Origin of the sequence: Acinetobacter higginsii (genome assembly GCF_000369525.1) — a bacterium.
Lineage (GTDB): Bacteria > Pseudomonadota > Gammaproteobacteria > Pseudomonadales > Moraxellaceae > Acinetobacter > Acinetobacter higginsii.
The window spans coordinates 411,229-434,043 of the sequence record NZ_KB850070.1 but is presented as its reverse complement, the minus strand read 5'-3'; the positions used below and the strand labels follow the sequence as shown (position 1 = coordinate 434,043).

At 35.0% G+C, this 22,815-nt stretch carries 11 protein-coding genes and 3 pseudogenes; 9 read left to right on the top strand and 5 right to left on the bottom strand.

Annotation, left to right across the window (positions count from 1 at the left end):
• Positions 1-68: 68 nt before the first annotated feature.
• Positions 69-295, top strand: a pseudogene (locus F902_RS23100) (class I SAM-dependent methyltransferase); the annotation flags it as partial.
• Here the strand turns inward: F902_RS23100 and F902_RS23095 are convergent.
• Positions 269-463, bottom strand: a pseudogene (locus tag F902_RS23095) (helix-turn-helix domain-containing protein); the annotation flags it as partial. The pseudogenes F902_RS23100 and F902_RS23095 overlap by 27 nt on opposite strands.
• Before the next feature lie 204 nt (positions 464-667).
• On the opposite strand from F902_RS23095, the gene F902_RS02570 reads away from it, so the two are divergent.
• From F902_RS02570 to F902_RS02555, 4 genes are all read left to right on the top strand, one after another.
• Positions 668-904, top strand: coding sequence for a hypothetical protein (locus tag F902_RS02570; RefSeq protein ID WP_005200773.1), 237 nt, complete (start codon positions 668-670; stop codon positions 902-904).
• A 95-nt stretch (positions 905-999) separates the two neighbouring features.
• Positions 1,000-2,292 carry a type II toxin-antitoxin system HipA family toxin gene (locus F902_RS02565; RefSeq protein ID WP_005200771.1) on the top strand — a complete coding sequence of 431 codons (1,293 nt, stop codon included), beginning with the start codon at positions 1,000-1,002 and terminating at the stop codon, positions 2,290-2,292.
• A complete protein-coding gene (locus tag F902_RS02560) occupies positions 2,285-2,563 on the top strand; it encodes a helix-turn-helix domain-containing protein (RefSeq protein WP_005200769.1) in 279 nt (92 codons plus the stop codon). The genes F902_RS02565 and F902_RS02560 overlap by 8 nt, the downstream gene beginning before the upstream one ends.
• 185 nt (positions 2,564-2,748) lie before the next feature.
• On the top strand, positions 2,749-6,096 hold the full coding sequence (locus F902_RS02555; RefSeq protein WP_005200765.1) for a DEAD/DEAH box helicase: 3,348 nt from the start codon (positions 2,749-2,751) through the stop codon (positions 6,094-6,096).
• Positions 6,097-6,124: 28 nt separating this feature from the next.
• Here F902_RS02555 and F902_RS21960 read toward each other — a convergent pair.
• Positions 6,125-6,298, bottom strand: a pseudogene (locus F902_RS21960) (transcriptional regulator); the annotation flags it as partial.
• Positions 6,299-6,384: 86 nt separating this feature from the next.
• Between F902_RS21960 and F902_RS02550 the strand changes: the two are divergent.
• The 4 genes from F902_RS02550 to F902_RS02535 all read left to right on the top strand — a co-directional run bounded on the left by F902_RS02550 (position 6,385) and on the right by F902_RS02535 (position 12,177).
• Complete coding sequence (locus F902_RS02550) at positions 6,385-6,648, top strand: hypothetical protein (RefSeq protein WP_004668053.1); 264 nt, start codon at positions 6,385-6,387, stop codon at positions 6,646-6,648.
• Positions 6,649-6,973: 325 nt separating this feature from the next.
• Complete coding sequence (locus tag F902_RS02545) at positions 6,974-7,858, top strand: DUF4007 family protein (RefSeq protein WP_004668054.1); 885 nt, start codon at positions 6,974-6,976, stop codon at positions 7,856-7,858.
• 1 nt (position 7,859) lies between these two features.
• Positions 7,860-11,315: a hypothetical protein gene (locus F902_RS02540; protein WP_004668056.1), complete on the top strand. Its 3,456-nt coding sequence runs from the start codon at positions 7,860-7,862 to the stop codon at positions 11,313-11,315.
• Complete coding sequence (locus F902_RS02535; protein WP_004668057.1) at positions 11,308-12,177, top strand: phosphoadenosine phosphosulfate reductase family protein; 870 nt, start codon at positions 11,308-11,310, stop codon at positions 12,175-12,177. The genes F902_RS02540 and F902_RS02535 overlap by 8 nt, the downstream gene beginning before the upstream one ends.
• 92 nt (positions 12,178-12,269) lie before the next feature.
• Here F902_RS02535 and F902_RS02530 read toward each other — a convergent pair whose 3' ends face one another.
• The 3 genes from F902_RS02530 to F902_RS02520 are packed head-to-tail and all read right to left on the bottom strand — an operon-like array spanning position 12,270 to position 22,815.
• On the bottom strand, positions 12,270-16,733 hold the full coding sequence (locus tag F902_RS02530) for a hypothetical protein (RefSeq protein ID WP_004668058.1): 4,464 nt from the start codon (positions 16,731-16,733) through the stop codon (positions 12,270-12,272).
• Between the two features lie 2 nt (positions 16,734-16,735).
• Positions 16,736-17,608, bottom strand: a complete 873-nt coding sequence (locus tag F902_RS02525; protein WP_004668059.1) for a hypothetical protein — start codon at positions 17,606-17,608, stop codon at positions 16,736-16,738.
• Positions 17,605-22,815, bottom strand: coding sequence for an ATP-binding protein (locus F902_RS02520; RefSeq protein ID WP_004668061.1), 5,211 nt, complete (start codon positions 22,813-22,815; stop codon positions 17,605-17,607). The genes F902_RS02525 and F902_RS02520 overlap by 4 nt, the downstream gene beginning before the upstream one ends.

The window sequence follows — 22,815 nt, the reverse complement described above, 5'->3', positions numbered from 1 at the left end:
GAGTTGGCAAAAAATATCATGTTTCTATTATGATGTTCACATAGCAGATTACAATGAATACAGTAGGGATGAGTATAGTTGATTATTACAATAACAATGCTCAAATTTTTTTGATAGTACATACCGAGTTGACATGCAGAGTTTGTACGAACCATTTTTTAAGTATTTCCCTACACAAGTAAAGATTTTGGACTTGGACTTGGGCTGTGGGTCGGGTGATGACACTTTGGATTTCAAAAGTAGAGGGTATCAAGTTGATGCAATAGATGATTCGGCTGAGCTGGTAGTTAATGCGTACTAAATTTTCAAATGAAACATTTCGACCAGCTTCCAGATTAGATACTGTATTCACACCAATACCAGCAACGTCTGCTTGAGTTATTTCTAGATAAAGTCGTTCTTTACGAAGCCTCTCACATAATAACGCAACAACTTCTTCAGGTTTTCTGAGTTTTAAATCCATAATATTGTGTCTTATATTTAGTTATGGCTATTAAGCCACAAAATAATGGAGTTATGAGCTGTGCCAGTTGATCGGTAATGAGGTACTTTATTGGCTGATTAGATCCTATTAGATTAAAGAAATCTCATTAGACATTTCCAATCTAATAGAATCTATTGCAATGAACCAAGCGTTGCTGCGTAATTGAGATGACTACCATCTCCAATGACCCTTGGCATTCTACGTACAGAACTGGCTAAACAAATTTTAGGTATGTTTGAGACTGGGCTAGCTAGCTCTCTTACTTTTTTCCTCACGCCCGATGGGAAAAATGGAATTTTTATAAAAGATATTACGCCCCTAGCTGAACAGTTTGGATGGCGCATTTTTTATTTCAGTTTTTTAGATGCGGGTTTTTGTGTTGTTTTCCCAAGTAGAGATTTTATGTTAAATAAAAAATAAATTTTGAAAACTCACTTGGATAAAAATAATACTTTACTACTATAATAGGTATATAATAGGGAAAACTAACTATACTTTACTATTTAAATAGAATTATGAATGATTTTTGCTCTGTCCAAATATTTCTGAATAATCAATGGATCGATTGTGCCACTATTGAAGTAATAGGTGAAAAAGCTAAAGGTTGGAAAGCTAGCTGCGGAACATATTATTCAATGGATTACGCAATTGAACATATGGGATTACGAGATGGTCATGCTGTTTCAAACCATTATCCGATTAATTTAGAAAGCAATATTGAGCCTACGTGGCCAGCTTTTCTAGTTGATCTATTACCTCAAGGATATGGTCGAAAAGAACTATTAAAAAAACTTGGCCGCCCTGAGTATGAAGAAGAGTCAGCAGATTGGCCATTGCTTAAAGTAGGAGCGAGCAACCCTATTGGTAACTTAAGAATAAAAGAAGCTCATGAATGGCTTTTAACTCAATATTCAGATCAGTTAGTACAAGGATTTTCAATACAGGAAATTATCAAACGTAGTGAAGAGTTTCTTGAGTCATTATCATCTTTTGGACTATTTATCTCTGGATCATCTGGTGTTCAAGGTGAGTGGCCAAAACTATTACTCACACAAGGTCATGATGAGTTATTTTATCTTGATCATACGTTACCTGATGAAATGGCTAAACAGCACTGGTTGGTTAAATTTAGCCGAGGAACGGATCAACGTCTAAACAAAATTTTGAATCAAGAACCCTTATATATGCAAATAGCAGCATATTTAGGATTGCGAGTGTTTAGACCTCTAGAATTACATGGAAGAACTTTATTTATTCCACGTTTTGATCGGCAAGTGGTTGATAACCGTGTTGAAAGAATAGCCCAAGAAAGTTTAGCTTCTTTTAGTGGAAAAGCTGGCTTCGGAGTAAAAATGTCTCATAACGAAGTCTGCAAAATTATCATGAATTATTGTACGGATCCAGAAACAGAAATTCTTGAATATGTAAAAAGAGATTTAGCCAATATCGCTTTAGGAAATAAAGATAATCATACCCGTAATACGGCATTTCAAAGGCTTAACAATGGCGATATTCAATTAACGCCTTTATTTGATTTTGCCCCTATGTGGCTACATCCTGATGGAATCGCGCGATCTACTCGATGGGAAAAAGATGATAACAACTGGGCTTCAATTGCTCATCAGATTGTAGAATGCAGTTCTTTAACCATAGAACAAATAAAAGCTTTATTTTCTGAACAATTACCTTTGTATAAAGGGCTTTTAACCCATATGAAATCTATCGGGATAGATGATGAAATTCTAGAAAATTGTGCATATCGCATTGAAGGTATTTGCGCACAATTAAAGGAGATTTGTTATGGATAAACGTTTTATTCCACTCTCTCAAATAGAGCAAATTAGAAAAAGACAATATGTCTTAGAAATGATTCAGCTTAATCCAGACTGGCCGATACATGTCATTGCAAAATTCATTAGAACAGAGCTGCATCTGACATTACATGAAATGTCCAAGATCACTAAAATTTCGCTTCAAACTTTACAGAAGCTCGAGCGATCAGATGCAAATCCAACCTTAGAAACAATGCTAAAACTTTTAGCCCCATTTGGTTTAAAATTAACTGTCGTGAAGAAATGAGAACTTTCTATCAGAATATTTTCGACCTCAATGATCTGTTTAACTTCTCTGATTTGATTGTCTTTAGTCACAATATTCCTATTGAGTGAGTCCAATTTATGCTCAGGTTGAGCAGCTCGGCTACTTTTCTGAAATGACAGCTTTGTCCGTTATAATTGTATAAACATTTTTAGTGTCTGGTAATCATGTCTTCATTGATCAATTTTCTATCTCGCTTTAGTACCGCAACTATTCAGCGCAGTCTGAGCTACGCTAAACACATTGATAGGGAAACGATTGAGTTCTTTGAGGAAAAAGACGATGTCACGATGTATGCCCAAATTGAAGGGACAGATTATTACGATACCGCGATTACCTATAATCTTAAAAAAGACCGTTTAATCGATGACGACTGCACTTGTCCGGTTGGATATAACTGTAAACATGCTGCTGCTTTAGCGCGGTTATTCTTTCAAGAATATCGTCAGGAATTTCAACAGCGTTATGCTGAATCTCAATCCCCGCAGGGAATCGCAAAACGCCAACGGGGGGATGATCAGGCGCAGCGCTGGTTGAATGATTTTAAACGGTATTTACAACAGACTGAACCAGAGCAATCTGTCAAAACAAACAATTATTTAATTTACCTGCTAGATCAGTCTGTCAGCTTAAAGAAATTGACAGTTGATGTTCAGAAAGCCAGACGCAATAAAAACGGCTCAATTGCGGGGGAAAGTTATTATACCCAATATGAAAATATCACCAGAAAGCATCTGACTTTACCTGAACAAAAACGACAATTATTTAACCAGATTTATTATTATGCCAAAATAAACAGTGACGAACGCTTTTATCAAAGCAATCTTGATATCTCAAGCATTTTATTGGAGCACTTCAAATCTTTTATTCAAAGTGGCGATGTGTACTGGCAAAAAAAGAGCCATACTGCACTTCAATGGTCAGAACAAGGCTATCACATCGAGCTGATCTGGCAACAAGGTATAAACAAACAGACAGAGCATTTAAACATTGAATTGGTCAATGGTGATATTCGACTCGATTTAAAATCAAATCCACATATTCAGATTCTCGCGAGCCAGCCACCGTGTTATGTGGATATTCAACAGAACACGGTGGGCCAGTTATATGGTGAATATACGGCAAATCTTCTGTACCATTTTTTACAGATGCCTGATCTTCCATCTATGCTCTTGCCAGAGTTTGAGAAACTGACTCATCAATATTCAGACGTGAAAAATCTGCCTCAGCCCGAGTCTATTCAGCATATTGATGTCCTTGAGGGTAGTCCCCAGCCAATTTTACGCTTTGGTGTTTTAGGTAAATTTGATTGGAAATTAGAGGAGTCTGTTTGTGCTGAAATTGAATTCTCCTATGCAGGTGGGCGAATAAAAGCAGGTACATCAGGTGACAGTTTTATTGGTGAGCAGCATGGAAAAATAGTGCGACAGCTTCGGGACTTAATTCAGGAACAACAGGCAATCCAGCGTTTACAGCTGTCAGTCGAATCGCTGGAGTGGGTGAAAGATCTTAGCTATGATCAGCCATTAAAACTGGATAAACAACGTCTCGATTCTATGGTTTTTGCTTTCTATGGAGACTGGATCAAACAGCTGATGCCCATCAATCAAATTGAGTCGATGGGTTGGCAGATAGAGCATCTGGAACACAGCCCATTTAATCTGCAATATGTAGAAAATTTAAATATTTCCATCACTGAATCTGAAAGCCAGCAGGACTGGTTCAATATCGGGGCGACCGTTCAGGACAGTGCAGGCAATTGCTATGACCTGCTTGATGTAATCGCAGTTTTGGTGCAACAGCAGCCTGAGTTACTTGATCCGCAGGCTTTTAATGATCTTGATGACACTCAAATTTTCACCCTGAAAACTGCATTGGATAAACCCGATTTGGCTCTATCCGTCAAGGATATTAAGCCGGTATTGTTAAATCTCCGCGGTATTTTACAGCAGGATGAACGTCGCCTAGATCGCTATGATGCAAGTCAACTATTGGAACTACAGCATCATCTTGGGATGGCGTGGCAGGTTAGTGATCGTCTGCAGCAATTTGCGCAGCGATTTAAACAAGGCTATCAGCAACAATTGCCGACACCCAAAGGTTTTCAAGGTGAATTGCGACCATACCAGCAGCAGGGCTTAGGTTGGTTGCAGTTTTTAAGAGAAACCCAGCATGGCGGGATTCTGGCAGATGATATGGGTTTGGGCAAAACAGCACAAACTTTAGCGCATTTGCTCATGGAAAAGCAGGCTGGACATTTGCAGGACAGCCCCGCCTTAATTGTTGCACCTACATCGCTGATGCATAACTGGCTCAAAGAAGCGGAAAAATTTACCCCTGAGCTCAAGGTGCTGCTGCTACAAGGGCCGGACCGCCATCAGTATTTTGAACAGATTCCGCAATATGACATTGTTTTAACCACCTATCCGCTCCTGGCGAGAGATGAAGAACAACTGAAGCAATATGAATATCATCAACTCATTTTGGATGAAGCACAGAATATCAAAAATCCGCGTGCCAAAGCTGCACAGGTAGTACGGCAATTAAAAGCGCGACATCGTCTGTGTCTAACCGGTACCCCGATGGAAAATCATTTGGGTGAGCTGTGGGCACTATTTTATTTTCTGATGCCAGGATTTTTATATTCACAAGAAATCTTTAATAAAAAATACCGCTATCCGATTGAAAAACGCGGTGATCAGGAGTTAAGGCAAAAGCTGGTCAACCGGATTAAGCCCTTCATTTTACGTCGCTTGAAAACTGACGTCGCCAAAGAATTGCCTGAAAAAACCACGATTGAAGTCAATATTGACATGAATGAACAGCAATCCAAGCTATACGAGGCTGTTCGCGCCACGATGCAGGAAAACATTCAGAAAATTGTGGCAGAAAAAGGCTTTAAACGTAGTCAAATTCAAATTTTAGATGCCTTGTTGAAACTACGTCAGGTGTGCTGCCATCCTAGTTTGCTGAAACTGGATTCGGTTAAAACCGGGCAGGCACATTCTGCCAAACTTGAACAGTTGATGGATATGGTCGTCCCGATGGTGGAAGAGGGACGAAAAGTTCTCATCTTTTCTCAGTTTACTTCAATGTTGGAATTGATTGAGCAGCGACTCAATCACTCGGAAATTGGCTATGTCAAACTGACTGGAAAGACCAAAAAACGAGATGAAGTCATTACTACATTTCAGTCTGGACAAGTGTCTGTGTTTTTAATCAGCCTTAAAGCTGGAGGCGTAGGCTTGAATTTGACAGCAGCGGATACGGTCATTCACTATGATCCATGGTGGAACCCTGCTGCTGAAGATCAGGCTTCAGATCGTGCATGGAGGATTGGACAGGACAAGCCGGTATTTGTGTACAAGCTGATTACCAATCAAAGTATAGAAGAAAAAATTATTGCCTTGCAGCAAAATAAAGCAGAACTGGCACAGTCTATTCTAAGCGCCGATCATGAGGGCGAAGCGAAACTTACGGAAAATGATGTGATGAAATTATTTGAGAAATTTTAGTATTTTATTTTTGGCTAGTCTTTTTGTCGAGACTGTAAATTAAATAAACTTTATCATCAGGAATGAGCATCAATTGAGCATTTAATTCTGCCGCAATAATTTCTAAGATCTCTAATCGTGGATTGCCCTGACTTTACAGTTTTTGGTACTGCTGCCTTGAAATGCCAGTGCGGGATTGCATATCAACTTGCTTTAAGCTCAATTTTTAATGGTAATTAAAGCCAAACAGGAATAAGTTTTTAGTAAACATGTAGATGAGTTTAACTTGATTGATACAAGGAGCTGCATATGGAAATCAAACAACTGAAACAGGAGGAAGTCGTTACAGATGTTCTATGTGATGTATGTAATCAATTAACGCAACTGGAGTTTGGAACTTTATCAGCGAATTGGGGGTATGGCTCCACGCATGATGGGGAAAGATATGAGTTGCAGTTATGTGAGAAATGTTTCTTTTATACCCTAGCGACGTTAAAAAAAGAGAGAGTAGATGAGTTTATGTTTGATGAAAATTTTGACCCAGCGACATTGGATGGGTTTGGATTGAAGTAAGTTTAATAATATTAATACGATCTAGCGATTAAATTTTTTAATGAGCAGTGGGGATGGTGGATTTATTTTATAAATGTTTTCAATATATTAAGATGTTTTGGTCGTGAGTAAAGTGTAAGTGGCCTACTGTAGACTTTCATACTTTTTTTACTTGTGTGAGAGCGTATGTATAAATATCTTGGATTAATATATTCATACTTAAATGTACTGCTTAGGAAGACAGGTTGTGTCGTATCAATGGAGTTATTCCTTGAATAAAATTATAATGATGTATAAGCTACTGGAGACAATCTTCCAGTAAATCTGTTTTTAAGACGACTAGACTATGAGTTTTACACTACGCTTTTCGGGTCATGAGACTTTTGCATTAAGATATGGATGGCTTAATAAGTCGTATAATTCATTAGATTATAAAGAAAAAAATGAAGAAAATTTGGTTGTCGACCTAGGTGTAGGTAAAAATATGGTCAATAGTATTAAATATTGGACCGAAATTTCAGGTTTACAACCGCTTAAAGTTAGTGATCAAAAAAAAAGGTACATTTCGGACATTACAAAAGTTATTAAGTTATATGATTCTTATTTAGAGAAACCGGTATCAAACTGGCTTTTGCATTATTATATTCAAAAAAATTATTCAGAATTGACGTTTGCTCGATGGTATTTCAATTTTTCAAATAAGCAGTTTTTTGATAAAAATGATTTAATTTTAGATTTAATGGATTGGTTAAACACAGAGAATTTAAAAATCCCTGCGCTTGCAACTTTACAGAAAGATTTTGATTGTTTTGCACTCTGTTATGGGAAAAAACTAAGCAAAACCTTTAAAGGAGAAGATAGTTTTATCTCTCCTTTAAATGAGTTAGGTTTACTGTATCACTTGGAAGCTAATAAATTTAAGTCTGATTTTACTGAACAAAAAAGTTTAAAACCTGAAGTATTTTTATACTGTCTAGTGGATTTTTGGCAAACATTTTTTAAGAATACTTCGACGATTAGTGTCGATAGTATTTTAACTATGCCCGGAAGCCCTGGACGTTTATTTAGAATCAATAATATCGGTATCGATTTTTATTTAAATCAATGTTCATTACTTGATGAAAGATTTTTTTGGTCGGACACATTAGGTATTAGAAGCCTAGCATGCAAAGATATTCAAGCTTTTGATTTAGATAATTTATTAGAAAAAATTTATAGTGAGAGTGAGTAAGATGTCAACGACTAATTTGAATCAATACTACCAAATTAATGTGAATCATCTACTTTCTACGCGTTTAGATACAGATATTTCAAAAGAATTTTTTGATAAAATTATTTTCCATGGCACAGCATACAATGCTTTGGCTACTGTAGTGGATTCAAAATCTTCTACATTTACGATTACAGGTAGTTACGGTACAGGAAAATCAACCTTAGCTGCAATTTTGACTGGTTTTGTACATTCTGATCAAAATGTTCGTGATGCAGTCAATAAAATGATTGCCGATCCCATATTGTCAGCAAAATTAGAAACTGTATTTAAAACTGAAAATATTGAAAAAAAACCGTGGATTATAATCAAAGCGGTGGCAGGTATTATCTCACCAATTGAGTTATTTTATCGTTCAGTAGTTGATGCTGTACAGGTTGCAGGATTATTAAAATATTTTAAACAGTCTATGTTATTAGAACAGTATCCTGAAACTGAAGCACAACTTTTAGATTGGATTATTCAAGTATTTTCAGAGTTACAAGGTAAAATCTCGGGAACATTATTCATCTTAGATGAAATGGGTAAACTGCTAGAAACTTTGGCAAGAGGTTCTGGCAATTTACATTTTTTTCAGGATCTTTCGGAAAAAATTAATCGTTTATCTCAACCTGAATGCCCTTTTATTTTTATTGGTATTTTGCATCAATCATTTGCTGATTATGCAAAAGGCCTAAGTCATCAAATTGCTTTAGAGTGGGCAAAAATCCAAGGTAGATATGTCGATATTTCTTATCGCATATCCTTAGATGAATCAATTGCTTTAGTTTCGAAAACTCTAAAAAGAACAGATGCTAAAATACCTCAATCAGTAGATAAAAATGATCATGATTTAATTGATCAAATTCAAAAATTTATTGGTTCACGTCTCTTAGAAAATAGCCCAAAAGTAAAACAATATTTTTATAATGCATTGCCTTTGCATCCACTTACAACTGTTTTGCTTGGAGCTGTTTCAAAAAGTAGCTTTAGCCAAAATGAACGCAGTATTTTTAGCTTTTTACTTTCAGCAGAACCATATAGTTTAAGAAAGTTTTTAGATGCTAATACAGTATTGGAACAAAAGTATTCTATCGTAGATTTATGGGACTATCTAAGTCATAACTTACAACATCAAATTTTAAGTTCTAAAGAAGGACATGCTTGGAGTCTTGTTGAGCAAGCTTTGACTTTAGTGAGTCAAAAAACGAGTAAAGAAAATTTTTCTATTGCTAAGAATCAATTATATTCAAATTTAATTAAAGCAATTGCGATGTTGAATATTTTTGGTAAGTCCCTAGGCGTATATCCAACACGTGATTTGCTGAATTTTAGTTTTTATGCGAGTAAAAAAGAAACTAAAGCCATCACGGAATGTTTAACTCAACTAACAGAATGGAAAATTCTGAGTTTCTGGAATAGCACACAATCCTATGAGGTTGTGACGACATCAGATTTAAATGTGCAGCAGTTAATTCAGGACAAGCTAGAAACCTTAAATCCAAAACAAAATTATTTGCAATATACAGGTTATAAAGCAAATGTTGTTTTAGCGAAACGTCATTATCAGGAAAGAGGGATAATGCGTTGGATGGGGCAATATCTTATTTATAATGTGAATGAACTAAAACAATTTTCAGAGTTAGAACATCAAAGTAATCAGTCATACAGGGACTTTGTATTGATTGCTGAAAGCTCACTAACAGATAGGCAATTGATGAAGTTGTCTCAAACTCATTCAAACTTAGTGATCGCGAGTTTAAATAACTATAATGAGATTGAAAATTGGGCGAAAGAACTTTTTGTATTACAGCAAATTGTAAAAGAACAGCCTAAATTATTGATTGATCAGGTTGCGAAGAAAGAATATCAGCATCGTTGTGATTATATTTATCAACAATTAACCTTTTTGTTTAACCATGCTTTTGAGTCTGCTACGTGGTTCTACCAAGGTGAAAAACAAGCCCAAAAGCAACTTTCAGTGATTGCTTCTGAACTTGCTGACAAAATTTTTGATCAATGTCCAAAGATGTTTAATGAACTTGTGGTAAGAAATGAAATTTCAAGTTCCGCAGCTTCTGGGCGAAGAAAGCTTTTAGAAAAAATGCTTCATAGTCCAGAAATGGAAAACCTGGGTATTGAGAAATTTCCTGCTGAGAAAGCGATTTATTTATCTTGTTTGAAGCGGTTAGGTCTTCATCAGCTGAATAGTGAAACACAGGAATGGGCTTTTGTAATTCCGACGCCACATGAGGCGAAAGACTCAAATTCGCATATTCTGTTGGAAAACGGTTTTAAGGTTATTAAAGAAAATAAAGGTTTAATTACCCTTGCAGACTTTTATGAGAAAGCAAAATGGACGGTTGCACCTTTTGGTTTACCACAGGGTATTTTGCCTATATTTGCACTCGCTTTATTGCAAGCTAAGAAAGAAACTCTTGCATTTTATGATCAAGATGTAACGAATGAGTTCCGTTTTATTAGTGATATTGATGAGGAATTTATCAATAAGTTGATCAAACGTCCTCATGAAATCGCAGTAAAATATGTAAAAGGTCAGGTTGAGAAACAACAGTTTATTAATCTTTTAGCAAATAGTATTGAAGCAAATTATGGAAAACCCATAGAGGCTTCAGCATTACAAGTAGCTCGTTTCATTGTTTCTGCACTAATGAAAAAGTCAAAATGGATTAAGCATTCACGTAATGCCAATTTTTTTAGTGAAAAAACACAAAAATTGCGCGCTGCTATTTTAATGGCAGATGATCCTTTTAAGTTGTTATTTGAGGATTTATATGACTTATTAGATGCTGAACATGCAAAAAATGATTCTATTCAATCAGATATGAGCAACTTGTTTTTAGAATTAGATCAAGCAAAATCGCATTTATTACAAACATTTGAAGCTGAGTTAATCCATGAATTAGGAAATTTGACGCCTGAACTACTTGCCCAAGCAGAGATTATTAGTCATTCTGCTGCGGATTGGCAGTTACAAAAATTTGCCTTTCATTTAATGAAGAGTAATGACGCATCTAAGCAATGGCTCAGTAATATCATTACATTATTATCTCAAATACCTGAGCGAGATTGGACAGATGATAGTCTTAAGAAGGCATCTCAAAATATTCCAAATTACACACAGCGATTTAAACAACTCTGCTTTTTTGTCAAAAATGGTCATCCTCAGTTAAATACGTTGGATGAGCAAAAACATTTAGCCATTATTGTAAATACGCCTCAAGGCTTTGAGGAATATAATCGAGATGTACGGATTACATCCGAAACAGAGGAAAAAGTATCGTCTGCGATAGGTTCATTTAAAGAATATCTAGATAGTCGTGATTTAAATAAAGATACTAAAGCGATTCTTTTATATGAATTATTAAAAGAGTATCTAGATTTAGCACATTCTGAGAAAGGAGGCGAACATGTCTGACAGAAAAGTAAAGCATGTCCTTGGTCTTTCGGGTGGAAAAGATAGTGCAGCTCTCGCGGTATATATGAGAGATCACTATCCTGAACTAGATATCGAATATTTCTTTACGGACACAGGAAAAGAACTTCCTGAGGTCATGGAATATCTTAATCAGTTAGAGTCTTATTTAGGTAAGCCAATTTTGCGTTTAGGTTCTGATAAAGATTTTGATTATTGGTTAAAAGAATACAATCATTTCCTACCTTCAGGACATCAACGTTGGTGTACGGTACAGATGAAATTGGTTCCATTTGAGCAGTGGGTTAAACCATTTTTAGATGATGGCTATGAAATTATTAGCTATGTTGGTATTCGTGCAGATGAACCTTGGCGTGAAGGATATGTTCCTACCCAAAAATATTTGACGACTAAGATGCCATTTGCTGAAGATGGTTTAGTGAAGCAAGATATTATTGCTCTCTTAGAAAGTACAGGTTTAGGATTACCAAAATATTATGAGTGGCGTTCGCGCAGTGGGTGCACATTTTGTTTCTATCAACGGAAAATTGAATGGGTACGTTTAAAAGAGCGCCATCCTGAAAAATTTGAAGAAGCAAAAGCGTATGAGAAGCAGTTTGAAGATGACAAATCAGCGAATGGTGAAACCTATTATTGGATGGGAAAAGACACACCATTAAGTACCCTTGAAGATCCTGAACGTATTGCTCAAATTAAAGCAGACCATGAAAAAAAGATGGAAAAGTTTAAGAAAAAACGCCGTCGTAATATATTGCATGATGATCAGTTAATCGAAATGGTCGATTTGGATGCCGTATATGATGATATTGAAGGTGGTGGGGCATGTGTAACATGTTATAAATAGGCTAGTACTAAATAAAAATCTCAGTCTCATATTGATTTAGATAGAAATAATATAAAGCCCGTACTCAGTATCTAGCTGAGTACGGGCTTTATTTAATTTAACATTTTTAGTAGTTTTTGTTTTAAGTCTGGACTTAGGGTATTAATCCGTTCAGCTAAATCTTCTAATGAAATAAGATCTAAAGCAGAAGCTATTTGTTTTTGCAATGTGATGATCTTTTGTTCTTGTTCATCTAATAATGGCAAAATTATGTGGGGAACATTTTTGAGTTTAGTACGTAATTGCATTAACCCTGTTTGATTTTGAGATGTTGACATAAATTCACTTTCAAGATTCACAAACCAACGTTGGAACATCTGCATATGACATTGATTAAATTGATGACGAATTTCATCCTTTAAAGAGTGCAAAAGAATTATTTGATCTTCATCAAAAATTTCTGGTGCCACTTCAACTTTATCAACGAGTTTCCGCAGAATAGAAATATCCTGCTGTGTGAAAGAAAGTTCATTTTGTGTTTGTGTTTGTGTTAACCAATGTTCAGCTGTTGATCGTGCCTTTTTAACATAGCCATCACGAATAGGTTTAAAAATTTCCTCAATAAAATCCCACTCTGCATCAATCTGTTGTTCACTCAAATAAGCCATCATAGCTTCCTGATCTTTAACTATCGTTTGATTTAAAAAAGCGAACATTTTTTGACTCGGTAAACCTTGTGTAATCCAAGATTGGGTACGATCAAAAGCGAATTGAAGCTGTTTCTGGATTTTTAAAATTTCCTCATATTCCTCTGTCGATACAAAGAATTTTAATAATTCTTCAGCATCCAATAAGCGAATTTTGAGGTCATTTAATTCATTAAAACCACCATACAAATTTGCAAATTGTTGACTGACATCAGTAATTCTTTGTCTAAAATCATTTTGTACAGTCCGAATTCCATTTTGTTTTTCAACAAGGGTTTGTACTGAATCAAAAATAGAGGGTTTATTGTCAATATCAATTAAAAGACGATCACCTTCTTTAATTAATGTTTCAAGCTCTTTCTTTTTCATTGTTTTATTTGGTGAAGTATGAATATAGCTCTCAATATCTTGCAAGAGATACTTAAAACGTTCTTTTTCTTCAATTCTTTGAATCAGTTGAGCTGTTTTATCTTGTACTTTATTTGCCTCTTGTTGCATTTGTAAGGTGATAAAAGCACGTTGATATTGTTCCGATTTTTCACGGAAGTTAATAATTTCATGATGTGAGGTTAGAACAAGATTATCAAAAAAACGATTAAATTTGACTGATAATGTGTTTTTGCCTTGTGAAATGTATTCAACTAAAGAGGTCGATTTTGTTGGTAATTCAATATGACTTTTTTTGAGATCAAGGTCTTTGGCAAATTTAATTAAAGCTGAAGTTGCTTGTAATAATTTGCTATAGTCTCGGATATCTGAGCTTTCAAGACCTCTTAGCATTTGGGTAAAAGTAGCATCAAATCTATCCTGTTGTTTCTTATGCTCTTCATAGGTTGTTTTGAATTTATCGAATAACAAATTATATTGAATTTCTAAATCTAACGGAATCGGGTCTACTTTCTTTTTATTTTCAATAGATTGAAAGATATCAATCATTTTCTTAGGATTTGACTCTTGGCTCCACTGCTTGAATAGTAGAATCCATTCATCACGTGTACTCATTTCCATTTTTTGTAATTGAGTATGTGCCAAAATATCTAAATTGAGTAAAGTCCCTGTTTTTTTATTCAGAACTAAGTTCAGCCATTCAGCAAGATTCTTTGGCTTACCTTGATGAAGGATTCTATATTGTGGTGTTTCTTGCGCAAGGTAGATACCTAGAATGAGCGCAAATGAACAGTCATTTAAACCATAACTTGGCATCACGAGTTTTTGATACAGCGTTTTTAAATCTAAGTCAGGTTTAATCGCAAATGTTGTTTCTATAAAGTTATATAAACTTTTAACATTTTGTTGTTGGGGGAGCGCAAATTTCCCCGTCATGGTATCTACGGCTTGCCAATTTTTTTTAAACAAGGTGTCAAAACGGTTCTGTAAAGGTGTCTTTTGCCCTTGTAACCATGCAATAGAGAATTGGCGATTCACCATAATACTAAAGAGTGCTGCAATATCCGAAGGTGCTGTTGCAGTATTTAAACGGAAGCCATCAAAAACAAAAGGAATGGTATTTTTATAGTTATGTTCAAACAATGCTGTTGCAACATTTTTGAGTAAGCCTAGAGGTAAATCTGGATAGTAAGGTGAGAAAAATTCCTTTTGTTTCATTAGTTTTGATGAAGTATTTTTTAATACAGTGAGCACATCATCTTTTTCTTCTTGTATAAAGCGCATAAATTGCTGTTGATCAGCAGGAGACATTATTTCAAAAGATTTCAGGCGTGCTAAAGCAGTACGGAGTTCATCATTTTGATCATTGAGATAGCAAAATAAGAAAGGTAATTTGTTTAATTTATATTTTGCTAAAACTGTTTCTAGCATTTGTTGAATTTTGGTTTGATATAGCTCTAAATCTTGCTGACTATTGAGATAGATATAGATAACACGACCTTTTGCATCTTTATAGGTCATATTATTTTGCCAATCTTGAATCAGAATTTCTAAATTCTCACATGAAATTTGTTCGGCAACATAGCTTTTGGGTTGGAATACCCAATCAGGAGTTGAAATATTACGTTTTTGTGCAAAGTCACATTCAATTTGACCTAAGCCAATATCATAAGATTTGCTAATAAATAGCTCACCAATATCCTGTTGTGTGAATTGAGCAGCTGTTTTTTTCATCCATGCAGTGAAACTCGCTCGACTTGCTCCATCTGTTAAGAGCTCATATCGCCCTAAGTCTGAATTCCACTCAGTTGCACCCAACTCAGACAAGCTCATGATTTGCTCTTGAAGTTGAATTGCATCAAAATTAGTCAATTCTTGTAGAATTTCATTGGCTTGAGATTGATTGAGTTGACGTAATTTTAGGGTTTCTAAAATCGCAATAGCAGTTAAGGTTTTTGGGTTATTGGTTTGAAAACCACTATGAAATTTTTGTAAGAGCGTTTGCAATGTTTCAATGACATTTGCACCTGTATCACGTTCAGCTGCAAGCATTTCATCGAGTAAATAATCATGTACAAGGTCAGCAGCCGAAACTTGGAAAAGTTGAGGTTGGCTGAAGACATCTAATTGTGCAGATTTTTGTAGTAAATCTCGGATAAACGTCAGTGCTGATCGTGATTGTACAGTATGCTCTTGGCGTGTGAGTAACCATGTTGCAAATGGATGTAATGGCCAACAACCTTTTGCAATAACTTGATTAAATAAATTTTCATCGTGCCAGACAGGGTATAGTTTAGTTTTAGGTAAATACTGTGCAAGACGTAACCAAGATTGATGGAAGTTATCTTCACTTGGATATTGTTGAAATAAGCGAGTTAATTCTTGCGTATCTTTTTGGATAAGATTGGCAAAAATAGTTTCTAAATTTGAAGAAAGATGTACTTTATTGGCAGTATCAAAGCGTGTGATATAGCGTTGTAATTGTCTAGAATCTTTAGCATTAAAGCGTTTTAGATACGTTTTTAAATCGTACTGAATAAAACCAATAAATCTTATCTTATTAGCATTATCTTGAATACCTTGGAAAATTTGCTGTAGCGATGAATCACCAGCAAGGTCAGGGCGATCCGCAGCATATTCAAGATAACGACCAAATTCATCAAAGAGTAAAATAATATTTTCAAAGGGTTTATCTGTACCGCAATAGGTATCACATAAGGTTTGTAGTAGGTCTTGTGCAGATTCTTGACCATCTACAGGGATTGCACTGCCCGTAACATCCAAGAAAATTTGATCAACAGCAGCGTAAACATCTTCATTATTTTCAGTGAGTAATTGAAAAATTTGTGCTTGATCAAATTGTGCTAATTTTTTTTGAAATTCTACAGCATAAATTTGATAACTTCGTTCAACAAAACGTTGTGCTTTATTAAAACGTGGTGATAAATCTCGTACAGCTTGAGCATCAACCGCATGCATATCAAGTTGCTTAAGTACCACTTTGTTAAGCTGATTGCCTAAATGGAAATTACCCATGCCATCTAAGGCAATAATTAGGCTCGGTTTTGTAAAGGTTTCAAAACAGGACTTTGCACGTTGTCCGAGAGTAGCATCTACACGCTCTATATGCGTTAAGATTGTTTGTGCTAAAGGTGTATTAGGTTTAGATAATAATGTCGCTAATGTAACAGCTAAATGTGATTTACCCGCACCATAACCTGCAGTTGCTAACCAATAGGGATTATCTTCTCGCCCTTGTTTTGCAAGTGAAAGACTTTCAAGGAGTTCAACAACTAGTGAAGCTGTATCTTTAAGTAAATGTTGGTCTTGTTCATTGACTGCACCATGGTAATGGGGGCCATGAAAAATAAATGATTCTGCTGCAATATTGGCTTGATCTATACGATTTTGAAACCAACCAAGTTGTACTGCACCCTCGAAAAAACTTTGTTGATTAAACTGTACTAATTCTTGTAATTTCATGATTACACAAGCTCACTAAAAAATTCTGTTAAAACACGATCAGTAGAAACCAATTTAAGGATGAGAGCATTTCCTGTTAGGCGATCGATTTGTATAAACCCTTTTTCTGCCATCCAATCTAATAAACGGTTAAAGTGTTTATTGGACCAATTCATTAATAAATTCCAACGGGTTTGTGTCAAAAAATCATCAAAACTAATTTGTGTCTGTGATGAAAATAGTCGATCCCATTCAAGAAATAAAAATGAACTGTAAGCAGGGAAAAATTTATATTCTAAAGGTGCTGTTAAGCGTTTAATCACAAGTTGTGTTTGAGCTTGCTCAACCTGAAATACGGGGATTTTATAAAAAGGAGCATCTACATTGTTTTGATCATAGCTTGTAAGAATGAGGCGAAGAAGCTTATTCAGATATTTTTGGTCACCACGTTTATCTTTTATATATTGTTCAAGTTGATCTAAATAAAATGTATCGGAAATTTGATATTTACTAGAAATACAGACATCAAACCAAGCTGAATTTAGACCTTCTCGCGGTTGTTGTGGGTCAACACGATTCATCATTAAATGCATCATGAATAAACTTACATCTTCATTTAACATGCTATCTTCTTGCAAAATAGTTTTAGCTAAAGGTGTAAGTTCTAAAGCCCAAATACTTTGTGTTTTTTCAGCTGAAAGTAAACCACTGCTAAAACCATAGGCGATAGTGGGTTCAACTTTTCCTGAACTAGCGCCTGTAGGAATACCTGTTAACTCTGAAATTTCATGTATCGTGCCATGTAAAATATGACATTCATTAGTTTTAATGAGTAATTCAGCAAGTAGTAGAGGCTCTAATTTAAATGTTTGTGGAAAGTTGTAAGTGAGGTTCATATGTTAAAACCTCGTTGCTCAAGTGCGGTGATGTTAGTAAGAATAATTTTTTCTGTTAAGTGACCATGTTGATCTTCGACATAACCTAAATAATAGCATTGTCCTTTATTTAGCTTATTTAATCTGTCACGCCAATCATTTGCATTATAATCAGAGCTGACTTGACTAAGAAGTTTGGCAAAACTATCGACTTCCGTAGTTGCAGGTTTAAAGAATAATTTAGTCGATGCTTGGAAGAGACGATCTTTCTGCTCTTTATCAAAGTTACTGATTGTTTGCGTGGCTAAAATTAAGCTAATACCAAATTTACGCCCTTCACGGAGCATTTTATCAATAGGTGAATCTGGTGCATGATCTAAGTTTTGCATTTCATCCAGCACAATAGTCATAGGCTTATCTTTGCTACCATGTTTTTGTACATAAGCCCAAATATCCCAGAGAATAAATTCAGTAATAATTCTTTGTAAGTCACGAGGTATGTTAGTGAGCTGAATGACTTGCACAGGGAACTCATTGCGGAGTTTATCTTCATATAAATTTTCGGATGCTTCTGTATCAAAACAATTCACTTTGACAAGTGTTCTGATTTTATTCGCGACACTTTCACCACGAGCACTATCAGCTTCTAAATCTTCTAAGAAATCCGTTAAGTGATATTGAGGATTTTTTTCTAAACCTTGTTCTAATACTTTATCAATAATGGCTTGTTGCTGACTTCCAAAATCTTTGTAGACAGAGCAGAGAATATTTTTTACCCGTGTCGCAACATTAAAAGCCTTTTCTTGTACCTCTACTCCTGGAGCGATTTCATTGCTATAGGTTTTAAATGGATTGATCGGTAATGGATTGACAACCACATAATAGTCTTTAGGTGTACATACTTTTTGATAGACTTTTTCTGTGTGATGCGTCAAGAATCCATCTGTGTAATCTACAATAAAGGATGATAAACCCGCCCGAGCAAGCTCAGATAAAATACATTGAATGGCATAGGTTTTGCCTGAACCTGAAGAGCCAAAAATCAGCATATGACGGTTATTTAATTGTTTATGATGAAATGGCCAATTCACAGTAGTCAACATTTTCCCCGTTGTACCAAAACTAATATCTTGTTTGACAAGTGGAAGGGGAGAGCATTCTTCAGTCACTTCATTTGTAGCAATGTTGACCATTAATGAAATTTTTGTCGAAGTATCAGAATGATCTATTGTTTGAAAATCAGTTAAGTCTAAATGAGAGCTTGATGTTCGATCTTGTGTATTATCTTGACTGAAATCTGAAATATCTTCTTGTTCTAAAAGATCTGTATTTTCAGTTACTGTTGGTTGTTGAGTGTCATCTATATAAGTGAATTCTAAATCTATACCATCAAGTAAAGCCTGCTCAAAGCTTAAGGCAGAATATTGACGAACAAGATATTTTTTTTCATTTCCATGCAGTGAATCATGGGTAAAGAAAAGCTCTTTAGATTTAGATAGGTTTAGTTTGGTCTCTGTATCGCAAATTACAATTTCAGAAGACCAATGAATTTGGTAATCACCTTCAGACAGCTTTTCAAGCGCAATATTAAGATCATTTAAACAGACTTGCGCACGGTCAAGCTGAGAACGTAATACAATTGCACGATAGAGTTGACCCCACCAATAGCGACAATCATAACGATTTTTTTGTGTTTCATGAATAGGCGTGAAAAGGTACTTTAAATGTAATAGTCCTGCTTCTATTTGCGCTTCAGCTTTAGTTAATAAAGTTTCTATTCCAGCGCCTACTTTTGCTTCAATAATTTTTGCATGAATGATGGGTTGATTATTTTCATCCATTTGTAATGAAACTTTGAGTAAATCTGGGCGATACTCTTGATCTTTAAACCAATGAGGGAAGGCATCTAAAGGAATCCATTGCTCAAGTATAGATGAATCTATACACGGTGTTGTTTGCATTGTTAAAGCATAGCCGTATAGATTACGAATAATTTCTGATTCACCTAAAATGGCTTTGATTGAAGCTACACCAGATAAGCCTTCATTTAATGCTGTAATTTTTTCAACGAGAGGTTTTAAGTTGCTTTCACGTAAAAAAGGCATGTTTGCAGAGAGATGACTACGAATTTGTGTTTTTAATAGGTCATGCGCTTTTTGGTCTGCAGAAACAGTAACATTAAGTTCACCATATGCACCATAGCCTGAACTAAAGCTGATAACTTTATGAGTATATTCGGTTTGATGTAACTTCAGTAAGTGATGATCAAAATACTGATCAATATTTACCACCCATTGTGCCATTTGGTGTAATTGTTCAATAAGCTGTTTTGAATTTTCATCATACTGAGTTTCAGAAATAACAAAAAATTGTTCTGAATCTTTACGATCGGTGACTTCTAGGCGTGCAGTTAAATCACTGTGTTTAGATTGAACTTGAATACGTCGATTACTTAAGAGTAATTGACGACGATCAGCCGTTTGTAGATAAGTTGGTTTCGGATAGTAAATAATTGGATAAATATTTAAACGATTTGCTGATGCGTCAAACTCATAGATTGGCGCTGCTTCAGTTTTACCAATTGCTTGAGCTTGCAGAAAATCAAAGTTAAATGCGAGATCATAGCTTGTCCAAGGATATAATTGTTTGCTTGCGTCAACCAATAATCTTTGCTGAATATTTGTACGTTTTGATACAAAATGATTAATTCGTAAATCTAATTTTTTATCTAGTTTGCTAAACTGATCAAGCAAATGACTATGCCAGATTTGCAAGGTGTTCACTGCATTTAAGTGAGATAAACCAACGGTATAAATGGTTAAATGTACAGTATAGTAAGGTGAGGATGTTATATTTTTCAAAATCTCTTGGCTTAAATACTGTTGTAAGCCAGAGAGTAGCGTTGATAACTTAGAAACATTGATGGCTAAAATTCTCAAGCCATTACAAACATGATGATTCGCTAAGGCGTAATCAGTCAAGACATTATAAATAATGTCTTGTTCAGGTACTTTCTTAACGATTTCTTTAACATCATCATCTTCGTCAATATCATCATCTTGTAATAATGCCTGAATAGATAAGTCCAATTCACCTGTAGGTTCACTACCAATAAAATGAAGCCATGAGAAAGATTTAATTTGGGTGCTGATGCCTTGCTTTTGTTTTAAAGCCAATAATGGTGCTTGAATTTCAGCAAGATTACAAATGCGATCATAGGTCAAGGCATTCGGTAGATCTTCAGATTCTTGATGAGTAAGTTCAATAGCTTCATTAATAAATCTTGTTTGCGCTTGAATAAGTTCAAACACACTTGGATGAAATGCTGACAGTAAAATTTGATTGATATTATGAAGGTCAAGGCGTTCAGATTGCTCTACAAAGCAGAATGCATAATAGACACGCTCAATCATTTCTTTTGCTTCAAAAGTTGCTAAAGATTTAAGTCGTTCACAAAGTTGCGTATAGGCTGTAATCAGTAAATGCGCTTTGGTCTGTGCGAAATAACGACCATGATCTAAATAGTTCTGAATAAATTGGATATATGTTGCTTTTAATTCAATGCAAAGATGCTGTATATCAGAATGGTTTTCTAGAGAAAAGTCATGGAATACATCATATATAGTCATGTTATTTAAGCCTAAACTTAATAAACGACATGCTTCTTGCTCATCAGTTGCATAGTAAATAGCTTTGAAAATTTGTTCAGGTAAAGTAAAAACAGGCAAAGTGTAGTCAGAGTAAGCGAGAAGATGACGATGTAAAATATTGGCTAAACTGACATGAATACGTTCGACTTGATACTCAGAAAAAGCCCATTTAAAGGCATATTCTTCTTCTTTTTCACCCGAGATAGTGATTTTAAATAAAACAACTGGATTGGTTGTTTTAAAAGAATATTCAACTGTGTCTTGTGCATCGGGTGTTAATAAAGGTGAAAAATGTAGTTCGACTTCATTAAAGCCTAAATCAAGATGATTGATTTGCTCTTCAATACCACCTAATGCACCGTGTAATAGTACACGTGCAAGTGCTTTATGAGAAAGATTCTGTGCTGAATTATTATGATCTGATAAATCATGTTGGAAGTTTTTAACCGCAATATTGACCCGCGTAACTTCTGAAAAATCATAGTTTTTTTGGTATTGCTGTAATGCAAAATGTAAGCCTTTTTGAATAGCTTCAAGACTATGACCACGGTAAAGCGGAATACTTTGTTTAGGTTCTGACGTTTTTTCCTCCTTTAGCCCCAATGCTTTTACTAGAGGTAGGAGATCAATTTGTTTTAAGTAGTGCTTTGCTTCTGGATGAGCATTAAAAATAAATAATTCTACATTTTTCAAATAAGTATGTATTTCAGTATGATGAATACCATCAATATCTTTAACTTCAAAAGGATCTTGATTTAAATGCGTATAGATTTTTTGATAATCTTTCTTTTTACGTGCTTTCGCTTTATAGCGAGCATGACTAATAAATTCATAGGCATTTTTTAGATATTGTAAGCCTTTTTTGTTTTGAAAGGTTTTGAGATCATTTTCGATATTTAAATAGGGAATCCCAATGTTTGGAAGTACTTTGAAAAAATGTGAAAAAATATCTTTGAATTCGGAATTATCCCCTATGCTTGAGAAGCATTGTATCAATAATTGACTACGTTGATTTAAAGTTAAAGGGATCAATTGATTGATGTGTTGAATAGTTGAATTAAACTGCTGAAGTTGTGTATCAGAAATATAAACGTCTAAGTCTTCAAAGGCGGCAGTTAACCAAGTTTGATATTGTTTATCTAAAGACAACCAAATTTTTTCATCATCGCAGATAAAGAAATCAGAAAGCCCACCTTTATCAGTTGTATGATCTAGACCAACTAAAAGTATAAGTAGTTGATCAACATGTTCATCATTCAACGTACGATTACGATACCAAGTCAGTTTATCTTCATGATCTAACCAGCCCTTTTCTTGTAAATCAGAAAAAGCTTGTTGATCTAAAGGATTTAAGCTTTGATTTTCCCAATAATGAATGAGTCCATGGGCAACTTTAAAATAGCTCTTAAACTGATCATGTAAAGGAAATACCTGACTTAAATGTGAAAAAATCGTAAAAACCTGATGAGGCATCAAGCTCTGTGTAACAATCCTCAATTCATTGGTTTTAAGAAAATTTTCTTGAATAGTATTAACTAAAAAGTTTTTATAACTCTCTAAAAAAAAGTCGGTTTTCAT

What these genes read in the sequence shown, in the direction of transcription:
- F902_RS02570 (WP_005200773.1), top strand. Translation starts at nt 668, where the DNA reads ATGACCCTTGGCATTCTACGTACAGAACTGGCTAAACAAATTTTAGGT.
- F902_RS02565 (WP_005200771.1), top strand. Translation starts at nt 1,000, where the DNA reads ATGAATGATTTTTGCTCTGTCCAAATATTTCTGAATAATCAATGGATC.
- F902_RS02560 (WP_005200769.1), top strand. Translation starts at nt 2,285, where the DNA reads ATGGATAAACGTTTTATTCCACTCTCTCAAATAGAGCAAATTAGAAAA.
- F902_RS02555 (WP_005200765.1), top strand. Translation starts at nt 2,749, where the DNA reads ATGTCTTCATTGATCAATTTTCTATCTCGCTTTAGTACCGCAACTATT.
- F902_RS02550 (WP_004668053.1), top strand. Translation starts at nt 6,385, where the DNA reads ATGGAAATCAAACAACTGAAACAGGAGGAAGTCGTTACAGATGTTCTA.
- F902_RS02545 (WP_004668054.1), top strand. Translation starts at nt 6,974, where the DNA reads ATGAGTTTTACACTACGCTTTTCGGGTCATGAGACTTTTGCATTAAGA.
- F902_RS02540 (WP_004668056.1), top strand. Translation starts at nt 7,860, where the DNA reads ATGTCAACGACTAATTTGAATCAATACTACCAAATTAATGTGAATCAT.
- F902_RS02535 (WP_004668057.1), top strand. Translation starts at nt 11,308, where the DNA reads ATGTCTGACAGAAAAGTAAAGCATGTCCTTGGTCTTTCGGGTGGAAAA.
- F902_RS02530 (WP_004668058.1), bottom strand. Translation starts at nt 16,733, where the DNA reads ATGAAATTACAAGAATTAGTACAGTTTAATCAACAAAGTTTTTTCGAG.
- F902_RS02525 (WP_004668059.1), bottom strand. Translation starts at nt 17,608, where the DNA reads ATGAACCTCACTTACAACTTTCCACAAACATTTAAATTAGAGCCTCTA.
- F902_RS02520 (WP_004668061.1), bottom strand. Translation starts at nt 22,815, where the DNA reads ATGAAAACCGACTTTTTTTTAGAGAGTTATAAAAACTTTTTAGTTAAT.